This is a genomic window from Micromonospora sp. WMMD737 (genome assembly GCF_049179055.1).
GTDB classification, from domain to species: domain Bacteria; phylum Actinomycetota; class Actinomycetes; order Mycobacteriales; family Micromonosporaceae; genus Micromonospora; species Micromonospora reichwaldensis.
Map to the genome: position 1 here is coordinate 2,053,625 of NZ_JBMHMH010000001.1, position 21,102 is coordinate 2,074,726.

Consider the following 21,102-nt stretch of genomic DNA (forward strand, 5'->3'; position numbering starts at 1 on the left):
CCGCGAGATGGGCGGTCACTTGAAGCGGATGCCGATGAGGCGCTGGAGGAGGATGAAGGCGAAGAGCAGGCCACCGATCACGATCCTCGTCCACCAGGAGTTGAGGCTCCCGTCGAAGGTGATCAGGGTCTGGATCACGCCCAGCACCAGCACGCCCAGCACGGTGCCGAAGACGTAGCCGGACCCGCCGGTGAGCACGGTGCCGCCGATGACGACGGCCGCGATCACGTCCAGCTCCATGCCGATGGCGATCAGCGGTGCGCCGGAGAGCGTGTAGAACGACAGCAGGATGCCGCCGATGGCCGAGCACAACCCGCTGACCGTGTAGACGGCGATCCGGGTACGGCCGACCGGCAGGCCCATCAGCAGCGCCGACTGGGGGTTGCCGCCGATGGCGTACACGGTGCGGCCGAAGCGGGTGTACGCCAGCACGTACGCGGCCACCAGCACCACCGCGAACGCGATCAGCACGATGATCGACACGAAGTTCCCGCGCGGGTCGCCGATGCGCTCCTGGGAGACGGCCGTCCAGAACCCGTCGGTGATGGGGATGGACGCGTCGCTGATGAACGTGCACATGCCCCGGGCGAAGAACATGCCGGCGAGGGTGACGATGAACGGCTGGATCTCGAAGAAGTGGATCGCGCAGCCCATCAGGAACCCGAGCGTCGGGCCGATCAGCAGCGCGACGACCAGCACCAGGGCTGCGGGCAACCCGTCCTGGAGCAGCGACGCCGACACCATGGCGGTCATCGCGACGACGGAGCCGACCGACAGGTCGATGCCGCCGGTGAGGATCACGAAGGTCATGCCGACCGCGACGACCAGCAGGAAGCCGTTGTCGATGAAGACGTTGAAGACGACCTGGACGTTGGAGAACGCCCGGTACTGGGACACGCCGACGCCGTACATGACCAGCAGCAGGGCGAGGGTGGCCAGGACCGGGACGTGCCGCCGGGGCACCCCGGGTCGCCAGGCGCGACGACCGGTGGTCAGTGACGTGCTGCTCATGCCGGCACCTGCTCCTTCTCCGGCCGCCGCGCCGTGGGGCCGGGGGTGCTTCCGCGACGGCGGCGGCTGAACCTGGCCCGGAACGCCGGCGCCTGGATGAGGCAGACGGCGATGACGACGACCGCCTTGAACAGCAGGGCCGTCTGCGGCGAGATGTTCATGGCGTACACCGAGGTGGTGAGGGTCTGGATGATCAGCGCGCCGAGGATGGTGCCGGCGAGGGAGAACCGGCCACCGGCGAGTGCGGTGCCGCCGATGACCACCGCGAGGATCGCGTCGAGTTCCACCCAGAGGCCGGCGGCGTTGCCGTCGGCGCTGGACACGTTCGCCGTCATCATGAACCCGGCGATCGCGGCGCAGGCGGCGCTGACCACGTACACGAGGAAGACGACCCGGCTGGACCGGATGCCGGCCAGCCGGCTCGCCTCGGCATTGCCGCCGACCGACTCGACGATCAGACCGAGCGCGGTACGCCGGGTGAAGGCGGCGATGAGCAGGGCCGCCGCGAGGGCGATGAAGACGGCCAGCGGCAGGGTCAGGAAGTGCCCGAGCCCGATCGCCCGGTACGGACCGGAGTTGATCGTGATGATCTGGCCCTCGGTGACCAGTTGCGCGAGCCCTCGGCCGGCCACCATGAGGATCAGCGTGGCGATGATGGGCTGGATGCCGATGACGGCGACCAGCACCCCGTTCCAGGCGCCGAGCGCGAGCGCGGCGCCGAAGGCCAGCGCGAGCGCCGTGAGCACGGTCGCCGGGCTGTTCTGGTCGGGCGCCTCGCTGATGTAAAGGCAGGCGATGGCGCCGCTGATGGCACAGAGCGATCCGACGGAGAGGTCGATGCCGCCGGTGGCGATGACGAGGGTCATGCCCAGCGCCACCAGCATCAGCGGTGCGCTCAGCCGGAGGATGTCGACCGGGGTGCCGTAGAGGTGCCCGTTCTTGACCTCGATGGAGAGGAAGCCGGGCCGGTAGATCGTGTTGGCCAGGATCATGACCACCAGCACGAGCGCCGGCCAGAACAGGCGGTGGCCGGTCAGCGGGCGGAGGCGCTCGGCGACGGCGTTCACCGGATCACCTCCGCACCGGTGGTGCCGCTGGCGATGGTCCGCATGACGCGGTCGGCGTCGAGGGTGTCGTCGTTGTCGAGCTGGGCGACCATCGTCCGGTCACGCATCACGGCGACGCGGTGGCTGAGCCGCAGCACCTCCTCCAGCTCGGCGGAGATGAACAGCACCGCCATGCCGTCGTCGGAGAGCTGGACCACCAGCTTCTGGATCTCGGCCTTCGCGCCGACGTCGATCCCCCGGGTGGGCTCGTCGAGGATCAGCAGGCGCGGCTCGGTGATGAGCCAGCGGGCCAGGAGCACCTTCTGCTGGTTGCCGCCGGAGAGGTTGCGCACCGGCAGGTCCGGGTTCGCCGGCCGGATGCTGAGCGCCTTGATGTACTTCTCGACCAGCTCGTCCTGCCGGCGGCGGGGGATCGGCCGCAGCCAACCGCGTGCCGCCTGCATCGCGAGGATCATGTTCTCCCGCACCGACAGCTCGGGGACGACGCCCTCCGCGCGGCGGTTCTCGGAGCAGAACGCGATGCCGCGGTCGATGGCCTGGACCGGGTTGCGCACCTGCGTCCCGCCGCCGTCGACGACGACCGTGCCGTGGTCGGCGCGGTCGGCGCCGAACAGCAGCCGCGCCACCTCGGTGCGGCCGGAGCCGAGCAGGCCGGCCAGCCCGACCACCTCGCCGGCGTGGATCCGCAGGCTGAAGGGGGCGACCGCGCCCTTGCGCCCCAGCTCCGACGCGTCCACCAGCGGGGCCTCGTCGGACCGGACGGCGGCGGTCCGCTTCTGCTGCTCGTCGAGGCGCTCCAAGACGTCGAGCTCCTTGCCGATCATCTTCTCGACGAGGCTGAGTTGGGGCAGTTCCTCCGTCCGGTACTCCCCCACGAGGGTGCCGTTGCGCAGCACCGTGATGCGGTCGGCGATGCCGTAGACCTGGTCGAGGAAGTGGGTCACGAAGAGGATGCCGATGCCCTCGTCGCGCAGCTGCCGCATGATCCGGAAGAGCTGCGCGACCTCACCGGCGTCCAGGCTGGAGGTCGGTTCGTCGAGGATCAGCACCCGGGCCCGCACGTCGATCGCCCGGGCGATGGCGACCATCTGCTGCACCGCCAGGGAGTACGTGCCGAGCTGCGCGGTGACGTCGATGTCGAGGTCCAGCCGGGCCAGGAGTGCCCGCGCCCGGCGGCGCATCTCGCCCCAGCGGATCGCGCCGAGCCGACGGGGCTCCCGGCCGATGAAGATGTTCTCCGCCACGGACAGGTTGGTGCAGAGGTTGACCTCCTGGTAGACGGTGCTCACCCCAAAGGCCGACGCCTGCATCGGGCCGCTGAAGGCGACCTGCTCGCCGTCGAGGACGACAGTGCCCTCGTCGAGGGCGTGGACGCCGGTCAACACCTTGATCAGGGTCGACTTGCCGGCACCGTTCTCGCCCATCAGGGCGTGGACCTCGCCCGGGAACAGCCGGAAGTCGACGTCGTGGAGCGCGCGTACCCCGGGGAAGGTCTTGCTGATCCCGGTCATGGTCAGGACCGGACGGCTATCCGTCATCCCATCGGACCTCTTCTGGATGGTGTCGGTAGGACAGGAGCGAGCGACGTGCCGGGGTCGCCGTCAGCGGACGGCGACCCCGGCGTCGGTCAGTACTTGCGGTTGGGCAGGGCCTCCTTGGCCTGCTCCTGGGTGAAGGTGGTCTCCTCGGTCTCGATCCGGGCCGGGACCTCCTCGCCGGCGTGGACCTTCTTCGCCAGGTCCATCAGCTGCGGGCCGAGCAGCGGGCTGCACTCGGCGATGAAGTTGAACTTGCCGTCGGCGAGGGCCTGCATGCCGTCCTTCACCGCGTCGATGGTGATGATGGTGATGTCCTTGCCGGGCACCTTGCCGGCGGCGGTGATCGCCTCCAGCGCGCCCAGACCCATGTCGTCGTTGTGGGCGAAGAGCACGTCGATCTTCGGGTTGGCCTTGAGGAACTGCTCCATGACCTGCTTGCCGTCGGCCCGCTTGAAGTCGCCCGACTGCGAGGCGACGATCTTCAGGTTCGGGTTGGCGGCGATCGCCTTGGCGAAGCCCTCCTTGCGGTCGTTGGCCGGCGCCGAGCCGGTGGTGCCCTGCAACTCGACGACGTTCACCGGCCCGCTGGCGCTCTTGGTCTGCTCCACCAGCCACTCGCCGGCCAGCCGGCCCTCCTTGACGAAGTCCGAGCCGAGGAACGTCTTGTAGAGCGACTTGTCGGCCGAGTCGACGGAGCGGTCGGTCAGGATCACCGGGATGCCGGCGTCCTTGGCCTCCATGAGCACGGTGTCCCAGCCGGACTCCACCACCGGCGAGAAGGCGATGACGTCGACCTTCTGCTGGATGAAGTTCCGGATCGCCTTGATCTGGTTCTCCTGCTTCTGCTGCGCGTCGTCGAACTTCAGCTCGATCCCCGCCGCGGCGGCGGCCTCCTTGATCGAGGTGGTGTTCGCCGTCCGCCAGCCGCTCTCCGCGCCGACCTGCGAGAAGCCCAGCGTGATCTTGCCGTCGTCGGCGGAGCCGCCGCCGGTGTCGCTGTTGCCGCAGGCCGCCACGCTGCCCGTGAGCAGCACGGTGGCGACGACTGCGAGCAGGGTGCGTGCCGTTCTCCTGGTTCTCATCGGTTCTCCTCGGTGGGGTGGTCCGGACACGTGGCGCGCGCGTGTCCCGGTGTGGTGGTGAGGTTGGTACGGGAAGGGGCCGTTCCCGGTCAGTCGGGTGCCGGGCGTTGGCCGTAGACGTTCTGGTACCGGTCGTGCAGCGAGCTGATGTCGGCCTGCGCCATCGGCAAGGGCTGCCCGAGTGCCCGTGCCAGGTGCGCGGTGCGGGCGACGTCCTCGCACATCACCGCGGCCTTGACCGCCGCCCGCGCGTCCCTGCCGATCGCGAAGACCCCGTGGTTGCGCATGAGCACCGCCGGCGAGCGGTGCCCGGACAGGGTGCTGACGATCCCCTTGCCGATGTCGTCACCACCGATCAGCGCGAACGGCCCCACCGGGATCTCCCCGCCGAACTCGTCGGCCTGGGCGGTCAGCCAGCACGGGATGGACTCGCCCCGGGCCGCCCAGGCGGTGGCGTAGCTGCTGTGGGTGTGCACGACGCCACCGACCTCCGGCATGGCCCGGTAGACGTAGGCGTGCGCGGCGGTGTCGCTGGACGGCGCCCCGTCCCCGTCGACCACCGTCCCGTTCAGGTCGCACACGACCATGGTGTCCGCCGTCAGGGCGTCGTAGTCGACACCGCTGGGCTTGATCACCATCAGGTCCTGGCCCGGCACCCGCGCCGAGACGTTGCCGGCGGTCCAGGCCACCAGCGCGTACCGGGTCAACTCGCCGTGCAGGCGGGCCACGGTCTCCCGCAGGGCGCTCACCTGCTGCGCCACGTCGGTGTTCATCCGATCGCCTCCAGAACCGTGTCGGTCCGCGCCGCGGCCACTTCCAGGGCCGTGTTCCTGATCGCCCGCAGGCGGAGCATGACGTCGTTGCCGCCGCGGCCGAAGTGGTCGTGCAGTGCGCGGTACTCGGCGTAGAGGGCGTCGTACGCCCGCGCGTCGTCCGGGTCCGGCTGGTACACGCCCTCGTCGACCCGGCCCATCGCCGCCGAGGCCCGGTGGACGTCCGGGTACGCCCCGGCGGCGACGGCCGCGTGGATCGCCGAGCCGAGCGCCGGGCCCTGGGCGGAGCCGATGATGCCCAGCGGGCGGTTGGTGACGTCGGCGTAGATCTGCATGAGTAGCCGGTTCGAGGCGAGACCACCGGCGACGACCAGGTCGGTGACCGGTATCCCGGCCTCGACGAACGCCTCGATGATCATCCGGGTGCCGAACGCCGTGGACTCCAGCAGCGCCCGGTAGACGTCCTGCGGCCGGGTGGCCAGGGTCAGCCCGACGATCAGGCCGCTGAGGTCGTGGTTGACCAGCGGTGAGCGGTTGCCGCTCCACCAGTCCAGCGCGATCAGGCCGTGGGCCCCGACCGGTTGGCCGGCAGCCAGTTCGGTCAACCGCTCGTGCGACGCGACTCCGGCCGGCGCGGCGTTCCTGACGAACCACCCGAAGATGTCGCCGACCCCGCTCTGCCCGGCCTCGTAGCCCCACGCGCCCGCGCTGATGCCGCCGTCGACGACACCGCACATGCCGGGCACCTCGGCGGGGTGGGTGCCGTTGAGGACGTGGCAGGTGGAGGTTCCCATGATGGCCACCAGTCGACCGGGGCCCAGCGCCTGGGCGGCGGCGGCGGTGACGTGGGCGTCGACGTTGCCGACCGCGACCGCGATGCCCGCCGGCAGCCCGGTCCAGGCGGCGGCGCGGGCGCTGAGGGCGCCGGCCCGCTCGCCCAGGGGCAGGAGCGGACCGTCCAGCTTGGTCACGAAGTCGGCGAAGCCCGGGTTGAGGGCGCTCAGGTAGTCGGTCGACGGGTACCGGCCGTCCTGCCGGATGCCCTTGTATCCGGCGGTGCAGACGTTGCGGGTCTCCTCGCCGCACAACTGCCACACGATCCAGTCGGCGGCTTCGACGAAGCGCTCGGCGCGGCGGTAGACCTCCGGGTCCTCCTCGAGGATCTGGAGACCCTTGGCGAACTGCCACTCGGCGGAGATCTTGCCGCCGTAGCGGCCGATCCACGGCTCGTGCCGCTCGTGGGCCAACGCGTTGATGCGGTCGGCGTGCGACTGGGCGGCGTGGTGCTTCCACAGCTTCACCCAGGCGTGCGGCCGGTGGCGCAGCTCCGGGACCTCGCACAGCGGGGTGCCGTCGGCGAGCGTCGGCAGGACGGTGCAGGCGGTGAAGTCGGTGCCGATGCCGATGACCCGCGACGGGTCCACACCGGCGTCGGCCAGGGCGGCGGGGACGGCGTGCCGCAGGACGTCGCGGTAGTCCTCCGGGTCCTGCAGGGCCCAGTCGGGGGGCAGTGCCGGGCCGCCGTCGGGGAGCACGGCCTCGATCACGCCGTGGCGGTACTCGTGCACCGCGGTCCCGACCTCGGCACCATCGCTAACCCGGACCACCAGGGCCCGCCCGGAGAGGGTGCCGTAGTCGACTCCGACCACGTACCGCTCGTCCGCACCGTCCACACTGCTCATGTCCACCTCCGACCAATGACCGGCATAGTGTTAACGCTCACATACAGCGCCGTCAAGACGTCGGTCGACAACAGCTCAGTAACGGAAGGATAGGCGGAGCGTGTGGCCCGATCCAGAGGCATCACTCGCGGTCACCATTCGCACGCTCCCGGCTGCCCGGACGGGGTGCCGGCGCCCGCCCCATGGGGCACGGGGACCGGAGCACCCAGCGCCGCGACCCCCGCGGCGGTTCCGCCGATTGTTAGCGAGAACATTCGCTCCTCCTCCACGCCGTCGCGATCGCACGACACCAGCCGAGCGCGGTCGGCTCCTCTGGGGACGCCGACTTCGGTGCGCGCACTGAGCTGCGACGCTCTCCGACCGAAGCCGACCCGGGCGTCACCAGCCGCCGCACGGAGGACTCGGCATCGTCGCGGGCGATTTACATCAATGTATGTCAGCGATAACATCCGTCTCATCGCGTCGGGTCCCCGGGCGGCCACCGGGCCGGAGCCGACCGGGAACGCGACGACGGACGGCGAGCGACGTGATCCGGCACGAGGTCGGCCGAGGGCCGGACGAGCCAGTCCCGAGGTAGGCCATCGATGCCCGCGGGCAGGTTGGGCGACCATCGCACCGGCCACGCCCCGTGACGCCCTCGTTCGCCGCATCCCGGCGCCGGCGCCGGCGCCCGACCCGACGGCACTCACCGCTCCGACCGAGGAGGAACACGTGCGCACACCGAGACAATGGTTGGCCGCCCTGGGCATCCTGGCGGTGGCCCTCGCGGCGACCGTCGCGGACGGGGCCGTCGCGCCCCGTCCGGCACAGGCGCTGGACAACGGCGTCGCCCGGACGCCGCCGATGGGTTGGAACACCTGGAACACGTTCGGCTGCAACATCAACGAGACGCTCATCCGCCAGACGGCCGACGCGATCGTCGCCAACGGGCTGCGCGACCTCGGGTACCGGTACGTCGTCGTCGACGACTGCTGGTTCAACCCGGACCGGGACGCACAGGGCAACCTCCAGGCGCATCCGCAGCGTTTCCCGAGCGGGATGAAGGCGCTTGGCGACTACCTGCACTCGCGCGGCCTGCTGTTCGGCCTCTACCAGGCGCCGCTGGACCAGACCTGTGCGCAGTACTTCGACGCCTTCCCCGGCTCCACCGGCAGTCTCGGGCACGAGTACCAGGACGCCCGGCAGTTCGCCGCCTGGGGCGTGGACTACCTGAAGTACGACTGGTGCTCCCCCACCGGGACCATCAACGACCAGGTCGCCAGGTTCGGCATCATGCGGGACGCGTTGGCCGCCGCCGGCCGGCCGATCGTCTACAGCATCAACCCGAACAGCATCCACGAGAAGACCGGGCCGCAGCGCAACTGGAGCGACGTGGCGAACCTCTGGCGGACCACCGAGGACATCACCAACGCGTGGGACACCGGCCAGACCAACGGCTACCCGATGGGCATCCGGAACATCGTCGACGTCAACGTGCCGCTGGCCGGGTACGCCGCACCGGGCGGGTTCACCGACCCGGACATGCTGGAGGTCGGCAACGGCGGGATGAACGACACCGAGATGCGCAGCCACTTCGCGCTCTGGTCGATCATGGCGGCGCCGCTCATGATGGGCAACGACCTGCGCTCGGCCAGCGCGGCGACGCTGACCATCCTGCGGAACCAGAACCTGGTCGCGATCAACCAGGACCCGCTCGGGCTCCAGGCGGTCCAGGTGTCGAACGACGGCACCCGGCGGGTGCTGGCGAAGCGGCTGGCCAACGGCGACGTCGCGGTCGCGCTGTTCAACCAGGGCAGCTCCACCACGACGATCTCCACGACGGCGGCGGCGATCGGCAAGAGCGGCACCTCGTTCACCCTGCGCGACGCGTGGACCAACGGCACCTCCACCAGCACCGGAACGATCTCCGCGAGCGTCCCGGCGCACGGCACGGTGGTGTACCGGGTCAGCGGCGGCGGCACCACGAACCCGCCGCCCCCCACCACGTTCCGGCTACGCAGCGAATCGGCCGGACGATGCCTCGACGTCGACAACTCCCAGACCGCCAACGGCACCGGGACGCTCATCTGGGACTGTCACGGCAACCCCAACCAGCAGATCAGCCAGAGCGGGCAGGCGCTGCGCGTCCTCGGCAAGTGCCTGGACGTGCCGAGCACCGCCGCCAACGGCACCCGCGTGCAGCTCTGGGACTGCAACGGCGGCACGAACCAGCAGTGGACGTTCAACGGCAACGGCACGGTGAGCAACGTCCGCTTCCCGTCCCTGTGCCTGGACGTCAACAACGGCGGCACCGCCAACGGGACCACTGTCATCCTCTGGTCCTGCCACGGCGGCACCAACCAGCGGTGGAGCCGGGTGTGACCGGCGGCCAGCTGACACGTGTACGCCGGATCACCACGAGAGCCCGGCACGCCATCGCCGTACTCGCCGGCCTGATCTGCGCCGTCGCCCTGCTGCCCGGCACCGCTCAGGCCGACAACCCGATCGTCCAGCACATCTACACCGCCGACCCGGCGCCGATGGTGCACAACGGACGCGTCTACGTCTACACCGGGCACGACGAGGACGGCTCGACGTACTTCACCATGCGCGAGTGGCGGATGTTCTCCTCCGCCGACATGGTCAACTGGACCGACCACGGCGTACCGATGAACCTCGGCACCTTCGCCTGGGCGGACGCGGACGCCTGGGCCGGCCACGTCGTCCCGCGCAACGGAAAGTTCTACTGGTACGTCCCGGTGCGGCAGCGCGGCGGCGGAATGGTGATCGGGGTCGGTGTCGCCGACAGCCCGACCGGGCCGTTCCGGGACGCGCTCGGCCGCCCCCTGGTCGGCAACGGTGAGATCGACCCGCACGCCTTCGTCGACGATGACGGGCAGGCGTATCTCTACTGGGGCAACCCGAACCTGTGGTACGTGCGGCTCAATCCCGACATGATCTCGTTCTCCGGCAGCCCGACCCGGATCCCGCTCACCACCGCCGGGTTCGGCACCCGGACCGGCAACCCGAGCCGCCCGACCCTCTACGAGGAAGGCCCCTGGGTCTTCAAGCGCAACGGGCTCTACTACAACGTGTTCGCGGCGGAGTGCTGCTCCGAGTTCATCGGCTACTCGACGGCGCCCGGCCCGACCGGACCCTGGACGTACCGGGGCACGGTCATGCCCCGGCAGGGTGCCAGCTTCACCAACCACCCCGGCATCGTCGACTTCAACGGCGGATCGTACTTCTTCTACCACAACGGGGCGCTGCCCGGCGGCGGCGGATACACCCGCTCCGTGGCGGTGGAGAAGTTCGCCTACAACTCCAACGGCACCATTCCCACGATGAACATGACCACCGCCGGCGTCCCGCAGGTCGGCACGCTCAACCCGTACACCCGGCAGGAGGCCGAGACGATCGCCTGGGGTTCCGGCATCGAGACCGAGCCGTCCAGCGAGGGCGGCATGAACGTCGGCTACCTCGCCAACGGCGACTACATCAAGGTCAAGGGCGTCGCCTTCGGCACCGGCGCGACCTCCTTCAGCGCCCGGGTGGCGTCGGGGGCGGCCGGCGGCCGGATCGAGGTACGGCTGGACAGCGCCACCGGCCCGCTCGCCGGCACCTGTGCCGTCGGCGGCACCGGCGGCTGGCAGACGTGGACCACCTCCACCTGCGCGGTCAGCGGGGCCACCGGGACGCGTAACCTGTATCTGCGGTTCGCCGGGGGCACCGGAAACCTGTTCAACGTGAACTGGTGGCAGTTCGGCGGCGGGACGGCCTCCCCGTCGTACCGGGTCACCAACCGCAACAGCGGCCAGGTCGTCGACGTCCAACAGCCGAACCTCGACAACCTCGCCGTGATCGGCCAGTGGACGGGCAACGGACAGAGCTGGCAACAGTGGCGGTTCCTCGACGCCGGCGGGGGCAACGTACGCCTGCAGAGCGTCCACAGCGGCAAGTGCGTCGACGTGGTGGACTTCTCCACGGCCGACGGGGCCCGGATCGTCCAGTACACCTGCCACGACGGCCTCAACCAGGTGTTCAGCTGGCGATCCACCGGCGATGGCCACCACCAGCTGATCAACGTCAACAGCAACAAGTGCCTGAACGTGGTCGGCGGCTCCACCGCTCCCGGTGCCGCGCTGGAACAGCGGACGTGCGCCTCCGCCCCCAGCATGCAGTGGTCCCGCGCCTGAGTCGACCTCGGCAGAGGGCTGTGCGGCGACGCTCGACCATCGCCGCACAGCCCTTCGAGGATCCCGGCGAAACTCGCTGCCTCCGGCAGGAGCGTCGGTCGCGCCCGGGTGGTCATGCCCGGCCCGCCCGTGCTTGACCCGCCCTGCGCCGGAACCTACACTCACGATTTGTTAACGCTAACAGCGGCGTCAGTCGATGAGAGCCGAAGGGTCATTGACGCCGGGGTCGAGGGCAGTCCCCAGGGCGGCGCCGACCGGTCCGGACCGGACCGGGGCATGCGCGTATCACCACCACCAGCCAGGAGGACGCAGAATGACGCACGATCAGAACGGGCCGGTCAGCGGCGAGCGGCGATTGCTGAGCCGGAGAGCCGTCCTGACGACGATGGGGGCCGTGCCGGTCGCGGCAGCGGCGACCACACTGCTGGGAGCCACGGGAGCCTCGGCCGCGCCGGCGACCGTCAACCTGTCGGCGCAGCGGCAGACGATCAAGGGCTATGGCGCCATGGCCCACGCGGCCTGGATCGGCGACCTGACGGCCACCCAGCGGGAAACGGCGTTCGGCACCGGCGAGGGTCGGCTGGGTTTCTCCATCCTGCGGATTCCCGTCGGCGAGAGCTCGGCTGACTTCGGCCGTGACCTCGCGACGGCGAAGCGCGCGGCCGAGCTCGGGGTGACCGTCTTCGCCTCGCCGTGGAACCCGCCCGCCAGCATGATCGAGACCTTCACCCGCGGCAGCCAGACCAACGCGAAGCGGCTCCGCTACAGCTCGTACGCCGCCTATGCGCAGCACCTCAACGACTTCACCTCGTACATGCGTAACAACGGGGTGCCCCTCTACGGCATCTCGGTGCAGAACGAGCCCGACTACGCGCACGACTGGACGTGGTGGACCTCCGCCGAGATGGTCAGGTTCCTGCGGGAGAACGCCGGCTCGATCAGCACCCGGGTCATGGCGCCCGAGTCGTTCCAGTACATCAAGTCCGTGTCGGACCCGATCCTCAACGACCCCGCGGCGCTGGCCAACGTGGACATCATCGGGGCCCACCTCTACGGGACGTCGTACTCGAACTTTCCGTATCCGCTCTTCACGCAGAAGGGCGCGGGCAAAGAGCTCTGGATGACCGAGGTCTACTACCCCAACAGCAACACCAACTCGGGCGACGCCTGGCCCGAGGCGCTAGACGTGGGCGAGCACATCCACCGGGCCATGGTGGACGCCGAGTTCCAGGCGTACGTCTGGTGGTATCTGCGGCGAAGCTACGGCCCCATGCGGGAGGACGGCCAGGTCAGCAAGCGCGGTGCCCGTCGGTGAGCCAGCAGTTCACCCTGTCGGGCACCACCGCTTCCGGCAGCGTCTCGAACTGGCTGACCGACGCGAGCCGGACCGTCGCGCCCCAGAGCGCGCTCACCATGTCGAACGGCTCCCTCACCGTCACGCTGCCCGCCCGAAGCATCATGACCTTCGTGACCACCGTGAACGGCACCCCGCCGCCCAGCCCGACCCCCACGCCCACCGTCACCCCGCCCCCGGGTGGGGGCACGGGACCCCGGGTCGCCTACACGATGAACTCCTGGGGCTCCGGCTTCACGGCCAGCATCGACATCACCAACACCGGCACCTCGGCGATCAACGGCTGGACGTTGGCCTTCCACCTGCCCTCGGGCCAGTCGATCACCTCGGGCTGGGGTGCCACCTACTCGCCGTCCAGCGGCCAGGTGAGCGCCCGTAACGTCGACTACAACGCCGCGATCGCCCCCGGGGCCACCATCAACATCGGCTTTCAGGCCAACACCAGCGGCAACACCGCCGAGCCGACTGCCTTCACCCTCAACGGCGTCGCCTGCACGGTGGTCTGACCGTCACGGCGCAAGGGCCCCCCGCCCCGGAGATTGACCAGAACCGGGTGCGGCCCCTCCGGCAACGGAGAGGCCGCACCCTTCTCGTGGCCACCGCGGGAGGCGATCGGCCTGAGGGAGCGAATGACGCGCACCCGGGAGTGGTGCTTCTCCGACGCACCCGGCCGGTCCCGGAGCATGGCCAGCCGCCAGGCGATTCATTCATGAAACTTTCACGATCATGCATTGATGAACATCACTTTGTTTGGCTTAGATGAGTGGGCGTTCCCGATCCTGGGAGCGCGCACATGCCGATCGAGGAGAACCCTTTGCCAAGGCTCCACCTCCGGGTACGTCGGGCACACGCCCTCACCGCCGCCGCCGCGACCCTGCTCGCGGCCGCCCTCACCGTGGTCACACCCACCGCCGCGCACGCGTGGGGGCCCGGCGCTGAACCCACCCTGCCGTACGCGCTGCCGGCCCTCCCCGACGTGCCCGTACGCGGGTGCCAGTCGACGGTGGCCAACCCGTCCGCGCCGACCGGGGCCAGCCCCGCCCTCCAGGTCATCTACGCCTGGCACGACGGCAACGGCAACAACTACGAGGCCAACGTCGAGTACATCGCCAAGGTGGTCGACCGTATCGACTGGGCGCTGGACCAGTCGAGCAACTACGACCAGCATGTCAAGCTGAGCTGCCGCACCGGGTACGACACCAGCACCTACGCCGGCTACGCCCGCTCGCTGATCGTCCCCGAGAAGATCGACGCCGGGACCAACCCGAACACCAGCTCAGCCGTCGTCCGCAGTGACCTGATCTCCGCCGGATACGACGACAGCAACCGCATCTATCTCGTCTTCACCGACTTCGCCTCGAACTCCGACGCCTACGTGTGCCCCACCGGCGGCGGTTACAACTCCTCCGGCGGGCACTGCTCGGCGGTGACCGAGTCGTGGACCACCGGCGTGGGTGGGCACGAGTTGGGGCACGTGCTCGGCGCTCCGCACGCCTGGATGGCCGAGACGGGGGCGCCGTACCACCCCGAGATCATGTACGGCTGGTGGGACAACTGGAACTTCGACCCGGGCTTCCGCAACTACTACGACCCGAGCGAGCTGTCGGCCAGCTTCCATCTCGACCCGCACCCCTCCACGTCCAAGGGGAACATCGCGAACCATCCGATGCTGACCGCCCCCACCTGCTGCGACGTCGGCGCCAACAACGACTCGCTCACCGCCGAGCAGCGGACGTTCGAGGCGGCCACGCCAGGCAGCGGTACGTCGACGTTGACCTCGTCCGGCGGCTGGCACCAGGTCACCCCCTCCTGCGGCACCTCGGGGATCTCCTGCACCTACTTCGACGGGCGCCGGTCGGCGCAGTTCAACACCTACACCGGCCCCTCCAACAGCTCGTCGATCTCGCTGACCAACCGGCCGGCGGTGACCGCCGGCAACACGTACAAGCTCTTCGCCAGGCTGCGGGCCAACGCCGCGGTGACCACACAGCTCCAGCTCGCCTGGTACAACTCCGGCGGCACCCTGCTGTCGACCAGCTCCGGCACCGCGGCGACGCTCGCCAGCAACTGGCTGGAATACCGGCTGACCTCCACCGCTCCGGCGAACGCGACCTCCGTGCGGGTCACCCTGGCCGTGCCCAACCAGTCGACCACCGGCAACCACGCGATCAACATCGACAGTCTCCAGCTCAACAACTGCACGGCGAACACCGGCGGCAACTGCCGCTACGACACCTGACCCTCCGCTGATCCGGACCGCCACGTACCTACCGCACGGCCCCGGGGCGGGCTCGGCGCGATGCCGAGCCCGCCCCTCCGACCTCTCGATCCTGGTCCCGGGCCGGAACGTCTCCGCCCGGCCCCGCCGGTGCCCCCGGACGTCTACGGCATCCGGGGGATCCGGTGCCCGGCGTCAGCGTTGCAGGGTCAGCAGACCCGGGCGGTACGGCAGGCGGCCGTAGTCGCCACCCGAATTGGGGGCACGGCCCTGGTAGAGCAACTGCAGGTTGCAGGGATCGACGGTCATGGTCTGATCGGCGTTGGCGCGGATCAACTCGCCGTGGCTGATGTCGTTGGTCCAGGTGGCGCCGCTGTTGGCCTTGCCCGCGAACGGGTTGCTCTCGGTGGCGGCCTGCGGCGTCCACGTACCGCCCAGGCTGGTGGCCGTGAACGAGCGGAAGTAGCGGCCCTGCGCGCCGATCGCCTCGACGAGCATGAGGTACCGGTTCTGGCCCTGGAGCTTGTAGACCTGGACCGCCTCGAACAGGTTGTTCGTCGTGTCGCTCATGATGGTCGTGTAGGTCGAGCCGAAGCTGCCCGGGAAGTTCCCGATGGGCATGCTGGCCCGGTAGATCTTCCCGTTGTCCCCGGCGAAGAACAGGTACATGGTGGTGTCGTCACCGATGAGCGCCTGATCGATCGGTCCGGTGCCGGAGCCGGAGATGCTGCCGGTGAAGAGCGTCTGCGGCGACGACCAGCTGTTCACGTTGGTGGGGTCGCTCGACGTCCGGTAGGAGAAGGCGGGTCCGCCCCACTGGTAGGCGAGCACCCAGATGTTCCTGGGGGCGAAGTAGAACAGTGAGGGCGCGACCGCGGCGAAGGGCATCTGGTTCTGGCTGGCCGAGGCCATGTCGGACCAGTTCGTGAAGAGGCCGAAGTTCATCGAGCCCCACGTCGTTCCCGTGTCGTGCGTGGTCGCGTAGACGAGTTGCCGGCCGTTGTAGGGGGCGTGGGTGAAGTCCTTCAGCGACACCCACCCCGCCCTCGGCTGCGCCAGCGCGCCCGTCGACGACCAGCGGTACGTCGACGGAAGCGCACACGTGCCGGGCGGCGGCGTGGTGGGGTTGCCCCCGCCGTCGACGCGGACGAGCTGCCACTGCTGGTTGTTGCCGTTCCAGTCGTCGTACTGCACGACGTTCCCGCCGTCGGCGGTCGAGGCGCCCTGCACCTCCACCACCTTGTTGCTGTTCCGGTTGATCAGGCGGACGTAACCACCGGCGGAGTCGGCCAACCGGAACTGCTGGTTGGACCCGTTGCCGTCGGCCCACTGCACGATGCTGGCACCGTTGGCGGTCGAGAAGTTGTAGACGTCGAGCACCTTGCCGGACAGCCGCGACTTCAACCGGTAGTAGCCACCGCCGGAGTCCACGAACTGCCACTGCTGCTGGTTGCCGTCGTTGCGCGCCCACTGCACGATCCGCGCGCCGTCGTTGGTGGCCAGGTTGTACACGTCCAGGGCCTTGCCGCTGTTGCGGTTGACCAGCACGTACCACGCGCTCGTGTCGACCGTCGCCGCGGCGGCGGGTGCCGACGACACCACCGCCGCGGCGACGCCACCGACCAGCAGGGCCACCCCAGCGGCGACGACCCGCGGCAACCACCCGCGCCGCCGCGACGGCGGCGGTGCGAGAGATGGAGACCTTTCGAAGACAGACATGATCCTCCTCGGCTGAGAGATGCCAGCGGGATGCCCGGAAGATGGGCGCACCGCGACGCGTGGCCGGGCACGAGCGGCAATAGGTTAGCGCTAACAAGACCTGCTTGCGCCCAGGCGCACGCCTGATTCAAGGTCGACAAGCAAGCTCGCCCGGAAAGCCACGCGACGTCGGCCTCAGCCATCGACTGTGAGCGATAACATGCTGTTCGTCAAGACGTAACGTTCCCCACCCGGTTCGCATCGACGCGTCTGGCTGGCCTGCTCGCGCGGGTCACCGCCTCCAGTCATGATCGTCTAGTCTGCGCGCGTCACCTCTCGCCGCCATCCTGGACGGTCACCTTGATCTGCAAGACCTGCGGGAACGCCACGTCCCCGGCCTTCAACGAATGCCAGCGCTGCAACACTCCGCTCGGCCAACCGGCGGTCACCCCGGGGGTGCCCACATATCCCCTGCGCCGCCTGGGCACGGCTGCCGCCATCGCCGTCGGCGCGGCCAGCCTGCTCTACCTGCCCAGCGGGCTGTTCCCCGTCGTCGGCGTCCAGCTGGCCCGTGCCGCCGCCGAACGCGGCGACCGCGATCTGCTACTCGGCGCGGTGGCCGCCGAGGTGCTGCTCACCCTGCTCCACCTGTCGGCGCTCCTGACCGCCGCGGTGCTACTGATCATCTGGACCTGGCACGCGCGCAGGAACCTGGAGGCGTTCCCCGGGGCCCTGCCGACACTGAACTCCGGCTGGGCCATCGCCGGCTGGCTGGTCCCCTTCGCCAACTTCGTCGTGCCGGCCCGGGTGATCGCCAACGTCGCCCGCGACAGCCTCTGGCGACGTGCCACGCCAGCGCTGGTCGGGCTCTGGTGGGCCGCGTGGCTGACGTTCAGCGTCGGAGACCGAGTCCTGCTCCGCCTCGAGAACCAGCGGTACGACCGGCTGACCCCGTGGCCCCGCAGCGACACGGAGTTCGCCACGTACATCCGCTACTACCAGGAATCGCTCGGCCCGCGGCTGATCCCCACCGTCGCCTGTCTGGTCGCCGGCGCCTCGCTCGTCGTGCTGATCCGCCGGATCACCGCCGCCCAGCAGGACCGCCTCGCGAAGACGACGCCGATCGGTACCGGGCACGGCGGGCTCGCGCCCGGCACATCCCACGCGGCACCGCGAAGCGCGCCCGGGCACCCGGCGGCCCCGGCGGGCTCGATGCCGACGTAGCGACGACCGCAGCCGCACGGCGCCGCGCCGGGGCAGCCCGCTCACCATCGCCCTGGGGCAGGCCCGGCAGCCCTCTCGTCCGCGCGGTCATCGGGCGGTTCTCGTCACCGGCCCCGCCCGGCGGCGTCGTGGGCGGCCATGTCCTCCTGCCTGCGGGGTTCCTCTTGCAGGACCGCGCAGTGCAGCCAGGCGTCCGGGATGCCGAACCCGTCCACGAGCGTCCGCATGTGCGGGCGCAGCTCCTTGAGCAGGCCGTTCACCACGCCGGTGATCGCCTTGGCGCGGGCCGGCGTGAGACGGCCGTGTTCCAGGAACCAACCCTTGTGGGCCTCGATGACGGTGAGCGCGTACAGGTCGCAGACCCGGGAGAGCAGCGCCTGGACCGCTGGGTCCGTCGCGTCCTCGATGCCGGCGACGAACGCCTCCAGGGTGACCCGGTCGACGTGCGCGGCGGCGACGGCGAGGACGTGGTCCTGGACGTCGTTGAAGATGTCGAAGGGGCGGTCCTTCTTCGTCGCCGCGCCGTTGCGCAGGCGGCGGACCACGCCGTCGAGGAGGTGCCTCTCGCGGTCCTCGAAGACCTTGAGCTGCCAGCCGCGGTCGGTGACGGCGACCTCCTCGTCACGGCCGGGCACGGCGCCGATCAGCCGCTCGATGACCGACCGCGCGGCGGTGCGCTCCAGCACCATCTCCCGGACCTGTTCGGCGACGAAGGAGGCGCGCCCCCAGCCGTCCGGGAGCCGAACTCGTCCCGGTAGCCGGTGAGCAGCCCCTTGGCCACCAGCTGCAGTAGCACCGTGTTGTCGCCCTCGAACGTGGTGAAGACGTCGGTGTCCGCCTTGAGGCTGGGCAGCCGGTTCTCGGCCAGGTAGCCGGCGCCGCCGCACGCCTCGCGGCACATCTGGATGGTGCGGGTGGCGTGCCAGGTCTGCGCGGCCTTGAGACCGGCCGCCCGGGACTCCAGCTCCCGCTGCCGGTGCGCGTCGACCGGCCCGTCGCCGCCCTGCACCTCGTGCAACGCGGCGACCAGCTCGGCCTGCGCGAAGTGCAGCGCGTACGTGGTGGCCAGGGCCGGCAGCAGCTTGCGCTGGTGGGCCAGGTAGTCGTTGAGCAGCACCTCGCGGTCCGCGTCGGGCGTGTCGAACTGGCGGCGGATGTCGCCGTAGCGCACCGCGATGGCCAGCGCCGACTTGGTCGCCGCCGACGCGGCGCCGCCCACGCTCACCCGGCCGCGGACCAGGGTGCCGAGCATCGTGAAGAAGCGCCGGGAGTCGTCCTCGATCGGGCTGGAGTACGTCCCGTCCTCCGCGACCTGACCGTAGCGGTCCAGCAGCATGTCCCGCGGCACCCGCACGTGGTCGAAGCTGAGCCGCCCGTTGTCGACACCGAGCAGGCCGGCCTTGGGCCCGGCGTCGCCGATGGTCACGCCCGGCAGCGGCTTGCCCTGCGCGTCGCGGATCGGCACCAGCCACGCGTGCACACCGTGCCGCCGCCCCTCGGTGATCAGCTGCGCGAAGACCACGGCCATCCGCCCGTCCCGGGCCGCGTTGCCGATGTAGTCCTTGCGGGCCGCCTCGTGCGGGGTGTGCAGATCGAAGGTCTGCGTCCGCGGATCGTAGGTGCAGGTGGTACGCAGCTGCTGGACGTCGGAACCATGGCCCGTCTCGGTCATCGCGAAACAGCCGAGGATCTTGCCCGAGACGATGTCCCGCAGGTAGGCGTCGTGGTGCCGCCGGGTGCCGAGGGCGTCGACCGCGCCGCCGAACAGGCCCCACTGCACGCCCGCCTTGACCATCAGCGACAGGTCGACCTGCGCCAGCATCTCGCAGGCCACGATCGAGCCGCCGACATCGGACCTGCCGCCGTACTCGGTGGGGAAGGCCGACGCGATGCCCAGCTTGACCGGGAGCTCGGCGATCAGCCGGGAGATCCGCTCGCGCGCCTGGTCACCGGTCTCGCCGTACACCGGGAGGAAGCGCGCGTCGAGCTGGTCCCGGTGCGCGTTGCGGACCTCGGCCCACGGCCCGTCGAGCAGTTCCCGCAGGCGGGTGACCTCGATGCGGCCGGACGCGTGATCGGACATGGTCACCCCTCGAAATAGCGGATATATGGTCACACTCCGTACCCGATCCAGGATACCGGCCGCCCCCAGCATCAAGATCCGGCAGGGACAGGTCGCGGCGACCGCCCCGGGAGAGCCGGGCCAGCCGGTCGTCGCCCCCTCGGCCAGCGGCCGGAGGTGCGCCGGGTACCCGACGAATCCGGTTGGCGACAGCCCACGCCCCTTCACCCTCAGCGACGGCTCTGACACTCTGCACCCGACGGGTAACCCTTCGGATTGGGCGGGTCGAGAGCGATGGCGAAGCGTTGGTTGATCACGGGGTGTTCGAGCGGACTCGGTCAGGCCCTCGCGGCCCGGCTCGCCGCCGAGGGCGAGCAGGTGCTGGCGACGGCCCGGCGACCGGAGACCCTCGGCGCGTTGGCGGCCCGGCATCCGGGCAACGTGGTGGCTGCCGCGCTGGACGTACGGGATCCGGCCCAGTGCGTGGCGGCGGTCGAGTGGGCGGTGGACGCCTTCGGCGGGATCGACGTCCTGGTCAACAACGCCGCCTACGGCCAGTTCGGCACCTTCGAGGAGGTCTCCGACGCGGAACTCGCCGCGCAGTTCGACACCAACGTGTTCGGGCCGTGGCGGCTCACCCGGGCCGTGCTGCCGCTGTGGCGGGCGCAGCGCCACGGGCACGCGGTCTTCGTCAGCTCGGTCGCCGGCATGGTTCCCTTCCCCGGGCTGGCCGCGTACACGGCGAGCAAGTTCGCGGTGGAGGGAGCGGCCGAGTCGCTGGCCGCCGAGGCCGGGCACCTCGGGGTGAAGGTCACCATCCTCCAGCCGGGCGGCTTCGCCACCGGGTACAGCGACAACCTGGTGATGCCGGAGCAGCGGATCCCGGAGTACACGCCGGTCAGCGACGGCCTGCTCGGCGCGCTGCGCAGCATGAACGCCAAGATCGAGGTTAACTCCCCCGAGCTCTTCGCCGACGTGGTCTGGCGGCTCAGCCAGCTGGAGTCGCCTCCGCTGCGGCTGCCGGTGGGCCCGGACTCGGAGACGTTCCTGGAGGCCGCCTACGACGCCCGGCGCAGTGAGTACGACCAGGTCGTCAAGGCGGGTCATCACACCCTCGCGTGACCCTCGCCCGGGCCCGACAGGCACCGACGGCCGGCGGACGCGGCCGACCGCGACGACGGGTGGGGCTCCTTCGCCGCGACGGGACGCGTCGCACCG

General features: G+C 70.2%; 14 protein-coding genes and 1 pseudogene. 7 read left to right on the forward strand and 8 right to left on the reverse strand.

The features are described 5' to 3' along the window. Window positions 1-15: 15 nt before the first annotated feature. The 6 genes from yjfF to araB form a co-directional block, all read right to left on the reverse strand. The gene (gene yjfF / locus ACN27A_RS08005) at window positions 16-1,011 is read right to left on the reverse strand and encodes a galactofuranose ABC transporter, permease protein YjfF (RefSeq protein WP_421450905.1); all 996 of its coding nucleotides are present in this window, start codon (window positions 1,009-1,011) and stop codon (window positions 16-18) included. Next, window positions 1,008-2,078, reverse strand: coding sequence for an ABC transporter permease (locus tag ACN27A_RS08010; protein WP_421450907.1), 1,071 nt, complete (start codon window positions 2,076-2,078; stop codon window positions 1,008-1,010). The genes yjfF and ACN27A_RS08010 overlap by 4 nt, the downstream gene beginning before the upstream one ends. Then, complete coding sequence (locus ACN27A_RS08015) at window positions 2,075-3,616, reverse strand: sugar ABC transporter ATP-binding protein (RefSeq protein ID WP_421450908.1); 1,542 nt, start codon at window positions 3,614-3,616, stop codon at window positions 2,075-2,077. Before ACN27A_RS08015 ends, ACN27A_RS08010 begins: the two co-directional genes overlap by 4 nt. Before the next feature lie 89 nt (window positions 3,617-3,705). Beyond that, window positions 3,706-4,698, reverse strand: coding sequence for an ABC transporter substrate-binding protein (locus ACN27A_RS08020; RefSeq protein ID WP_421450911.1), 993 nt, complete (start codon window positions 4,696-4,698; stop codon window positions 3,706-3,708). Window positions 4,699-4,787: 89 nt separating this feature from the next. Further along, window positions 4,788-5,471 (reverse strand): L-ribulose-5-phosphate 4-epimerase, encoded by a 684-nt coding sequence (locus ACN27A_RS08025; RefSeq protein ID WP_421450914.1) that lies wholly within the window; start codon window positions 5,469-5,471, stop codon window positions 4,788-4,790. Continuing rightward, window positions 5,468-7,153, reverse strand: coding sequence for a ribulokinase (gene araB, locus ACN27A_RS08030; protein ID WP_421450917.1), 1,686 nt, complete (start codon window positions 7,151-7,153; stop codon window positions 5,468-5,470). Before araB ends, ACN27A_RS08025 begins: the two co-directional genes overlap by 4 nt. 843 nt (window positions 7,154-7,996) lie before the next feature. Between araB and ACN27A_RS08035 the strand changes: the two genes are divergently transcribed. From ACN27A_RS08035 to ACN27A_RS08055, 5 genes are all read left to right on the forward strand, one after another. After that, on the forward strand, window positions 7,997-9,514 hold the full coding sequence (locus ACN27A_RS08035) for a glycoside hydrolase family 27 protein (protein WP_421458401.1): 1,518 nt from the start codon (window positions 7,997-7,999) through the stop codon (window positions 9,512-9,514). Further along, window positions 9,511-11,328: a family 43 glycosylhydrolase gene (locus tag ACN27A_RS08040; protein ID WP_421450920.1), complete on the forward strand. Its 1,818-nt coding sequence runs from the start codon at window positions 9,511-9,513 to the stop codon at window positions 11,326-11,328. The genes ACN27A_RS08035 and ACN27A_RS08040 overlap by 4 nt, the downstream gene beginning before the upstream one ends. A 313-nt stretch (window positions 11,329-11,641) precedes the next feature. After that, entirely contained in the window at window positions 11,642-12,643 is a 1,002-nt protein-coding gene (locus ACN27A_RS08045) for a glucuronoxylanase (protein WP_421450923.1), read from the forward strand. Beyond that, entirely contained in the window at window positions 12,640-13,188 is a 549-nt protein-coding gene (locus tag ACN27A_RS08050; RefSeq protein WP_421450924.1) for a cellulose binding domain-containing protein, read from the forward strand. The genes ACN27A_RS08045 and ACN27A_RS08050 overlap by 4 nt, the downstream gene beginning before the upstream one ends. A 308-nt stretch (window positions 13,189-13,496) precedes the next feature. Continuing rightward, window positions 13,497-14,921, forward strand: coding sequence for a hypothetical protein (locus ACN27A_RS08055; RefSeq protein WP_421450927.1), 1,425 nt, complete (start codon window positions 13,497-13,499; stop codon window positions 14,919-14,921). Window positions 14,922-15,095: 174 nt separating this feature from the next. Here the strand turns inward: ACN27A_RS08055 and ACN27A_RS08060 are convergent, their stop codons facing one another. Continuing rightward, on the reverse strand, window positions 15,096-16,619 hold the full coding sequence (locus tag ACN27A_RS08060) for a non-reducing end alpha-L-arabinofuranosidase family hydrolase (protein ID WP_421450929.1): 1,524 nt from the start codon (window positions 16,617-16,619) through the stop codon (window positions 15,096-15,098). A 339-nt stretch (window positions 16,620-16,958) separates the two neighbouring features. Between ACN27A_RS08060 and ACN27A_RS08065 the strand changes: the two genes are divergently transcribed. Then, window positions 16,959-17,822 (forward strand): DUF4328 domain-containing protein, encoded by an 864-nt coding sequence (locus tag ACN27A_RS08065; protein ID WP_421450931.1) that lies wholly within the window; start codon window positions 16,959-16,961, stop codon window positions 17,820-17,822. A gap of 104 nt (window positions 17,823-17,926) precedes the next feature. On the opposite strand, the pseudogene ACN27A_RS08070 reads toward ACN27A_RS08065, so the two are convergent. Beyond that, window positions 17,927-19,905, reverse strand: a pseudogene (locus ACN27A_RS08070) (acyl-CoA dehydrogenase). A gap of 273 nt (window positions 19,906-20,178) precedes the next feature. On the opposite strand from ACN27A_RS08070, the gene ACN27A_RS08075 reads away from it, so the two are divergent. Continuing rightward, window positions 20,179-21,006, forward strand: coding sequence for an SDR family oxidoreductase (locus ACN27A_RS08075; protein WP_421450933.1), 828 nt, complete (start codon window positions 20,179-20,181; stop codon window positions 21,004-21,006). Window positions 21,007-21,102 lie beyond the last annotated feature (96 nt).

Bases quoted from the DNA above. Each gene is read 5' to 3' on its own strand.
- yjfF (WP_421450905.1), bottom strand. From the start codon at position 1,011: ATGAGCAGCACGTCACTGACCACCGGTCGTCGCGCCTGGCGACCCGGG.
- ACN27A_RS08015 (WP_421450908.1), bottom strand. From the start codon at position 3,616: ATGACGGATAGCCGTCCGGTCCTGACCATGACCGGGATCAGCAAGACC.
- ACN27A_RS08020 (WP_421450911.1), bottom strand. From the start codon at position 4,698: ATGAGAACCAGGAGAACGGCACGCACCCTGCTCGCAGTCGTCGCCACC.
- ACN27A_RS08025 (WP_421450914.1), bottom strand. From the start codon at position 5,471: ATGAACACCGACGTGGCGCAGCAGGTGAGCGCCCTGCGGGAGACCGTG.
- araB (WP_421450917.1), bottom strand. From the start codon at position 7,153: ATGAGCAGTGTGGACGGTGCGGACGAGCGGTACGTGGTCGGAGTCGAC.
- ACN27A_RS08035 (WP_421458401.1), top strand. From the start codon at position 7,997: ATGGGTTGGAACACCTGGAACACGTTCGGCTGCAACATCAACGAGACG.
- ACN27A_RS08045 (WP_421450923.1), top strand. From the start codon at position 11,642: ATGACGCACGATCAGAACGGGCCGGTCAGCGGCGAGCGGCGATTGCTG.
- ACN27A_RS08060 (WP_421450929.1), bottom strand. From the start codon at position 16,619: ATGTCTGTCTTCGAAAGGTCTCCATCTCTCGCACCGCCGCCGTCGCGG.
- ACN27A_RS08075 (WP_421450933.1), top strand. From the start codon at position 20,179: ATGGCGAAGCGTTGGTTGATCACGGGGTGTTCGAGCGGACTCGGTCAG.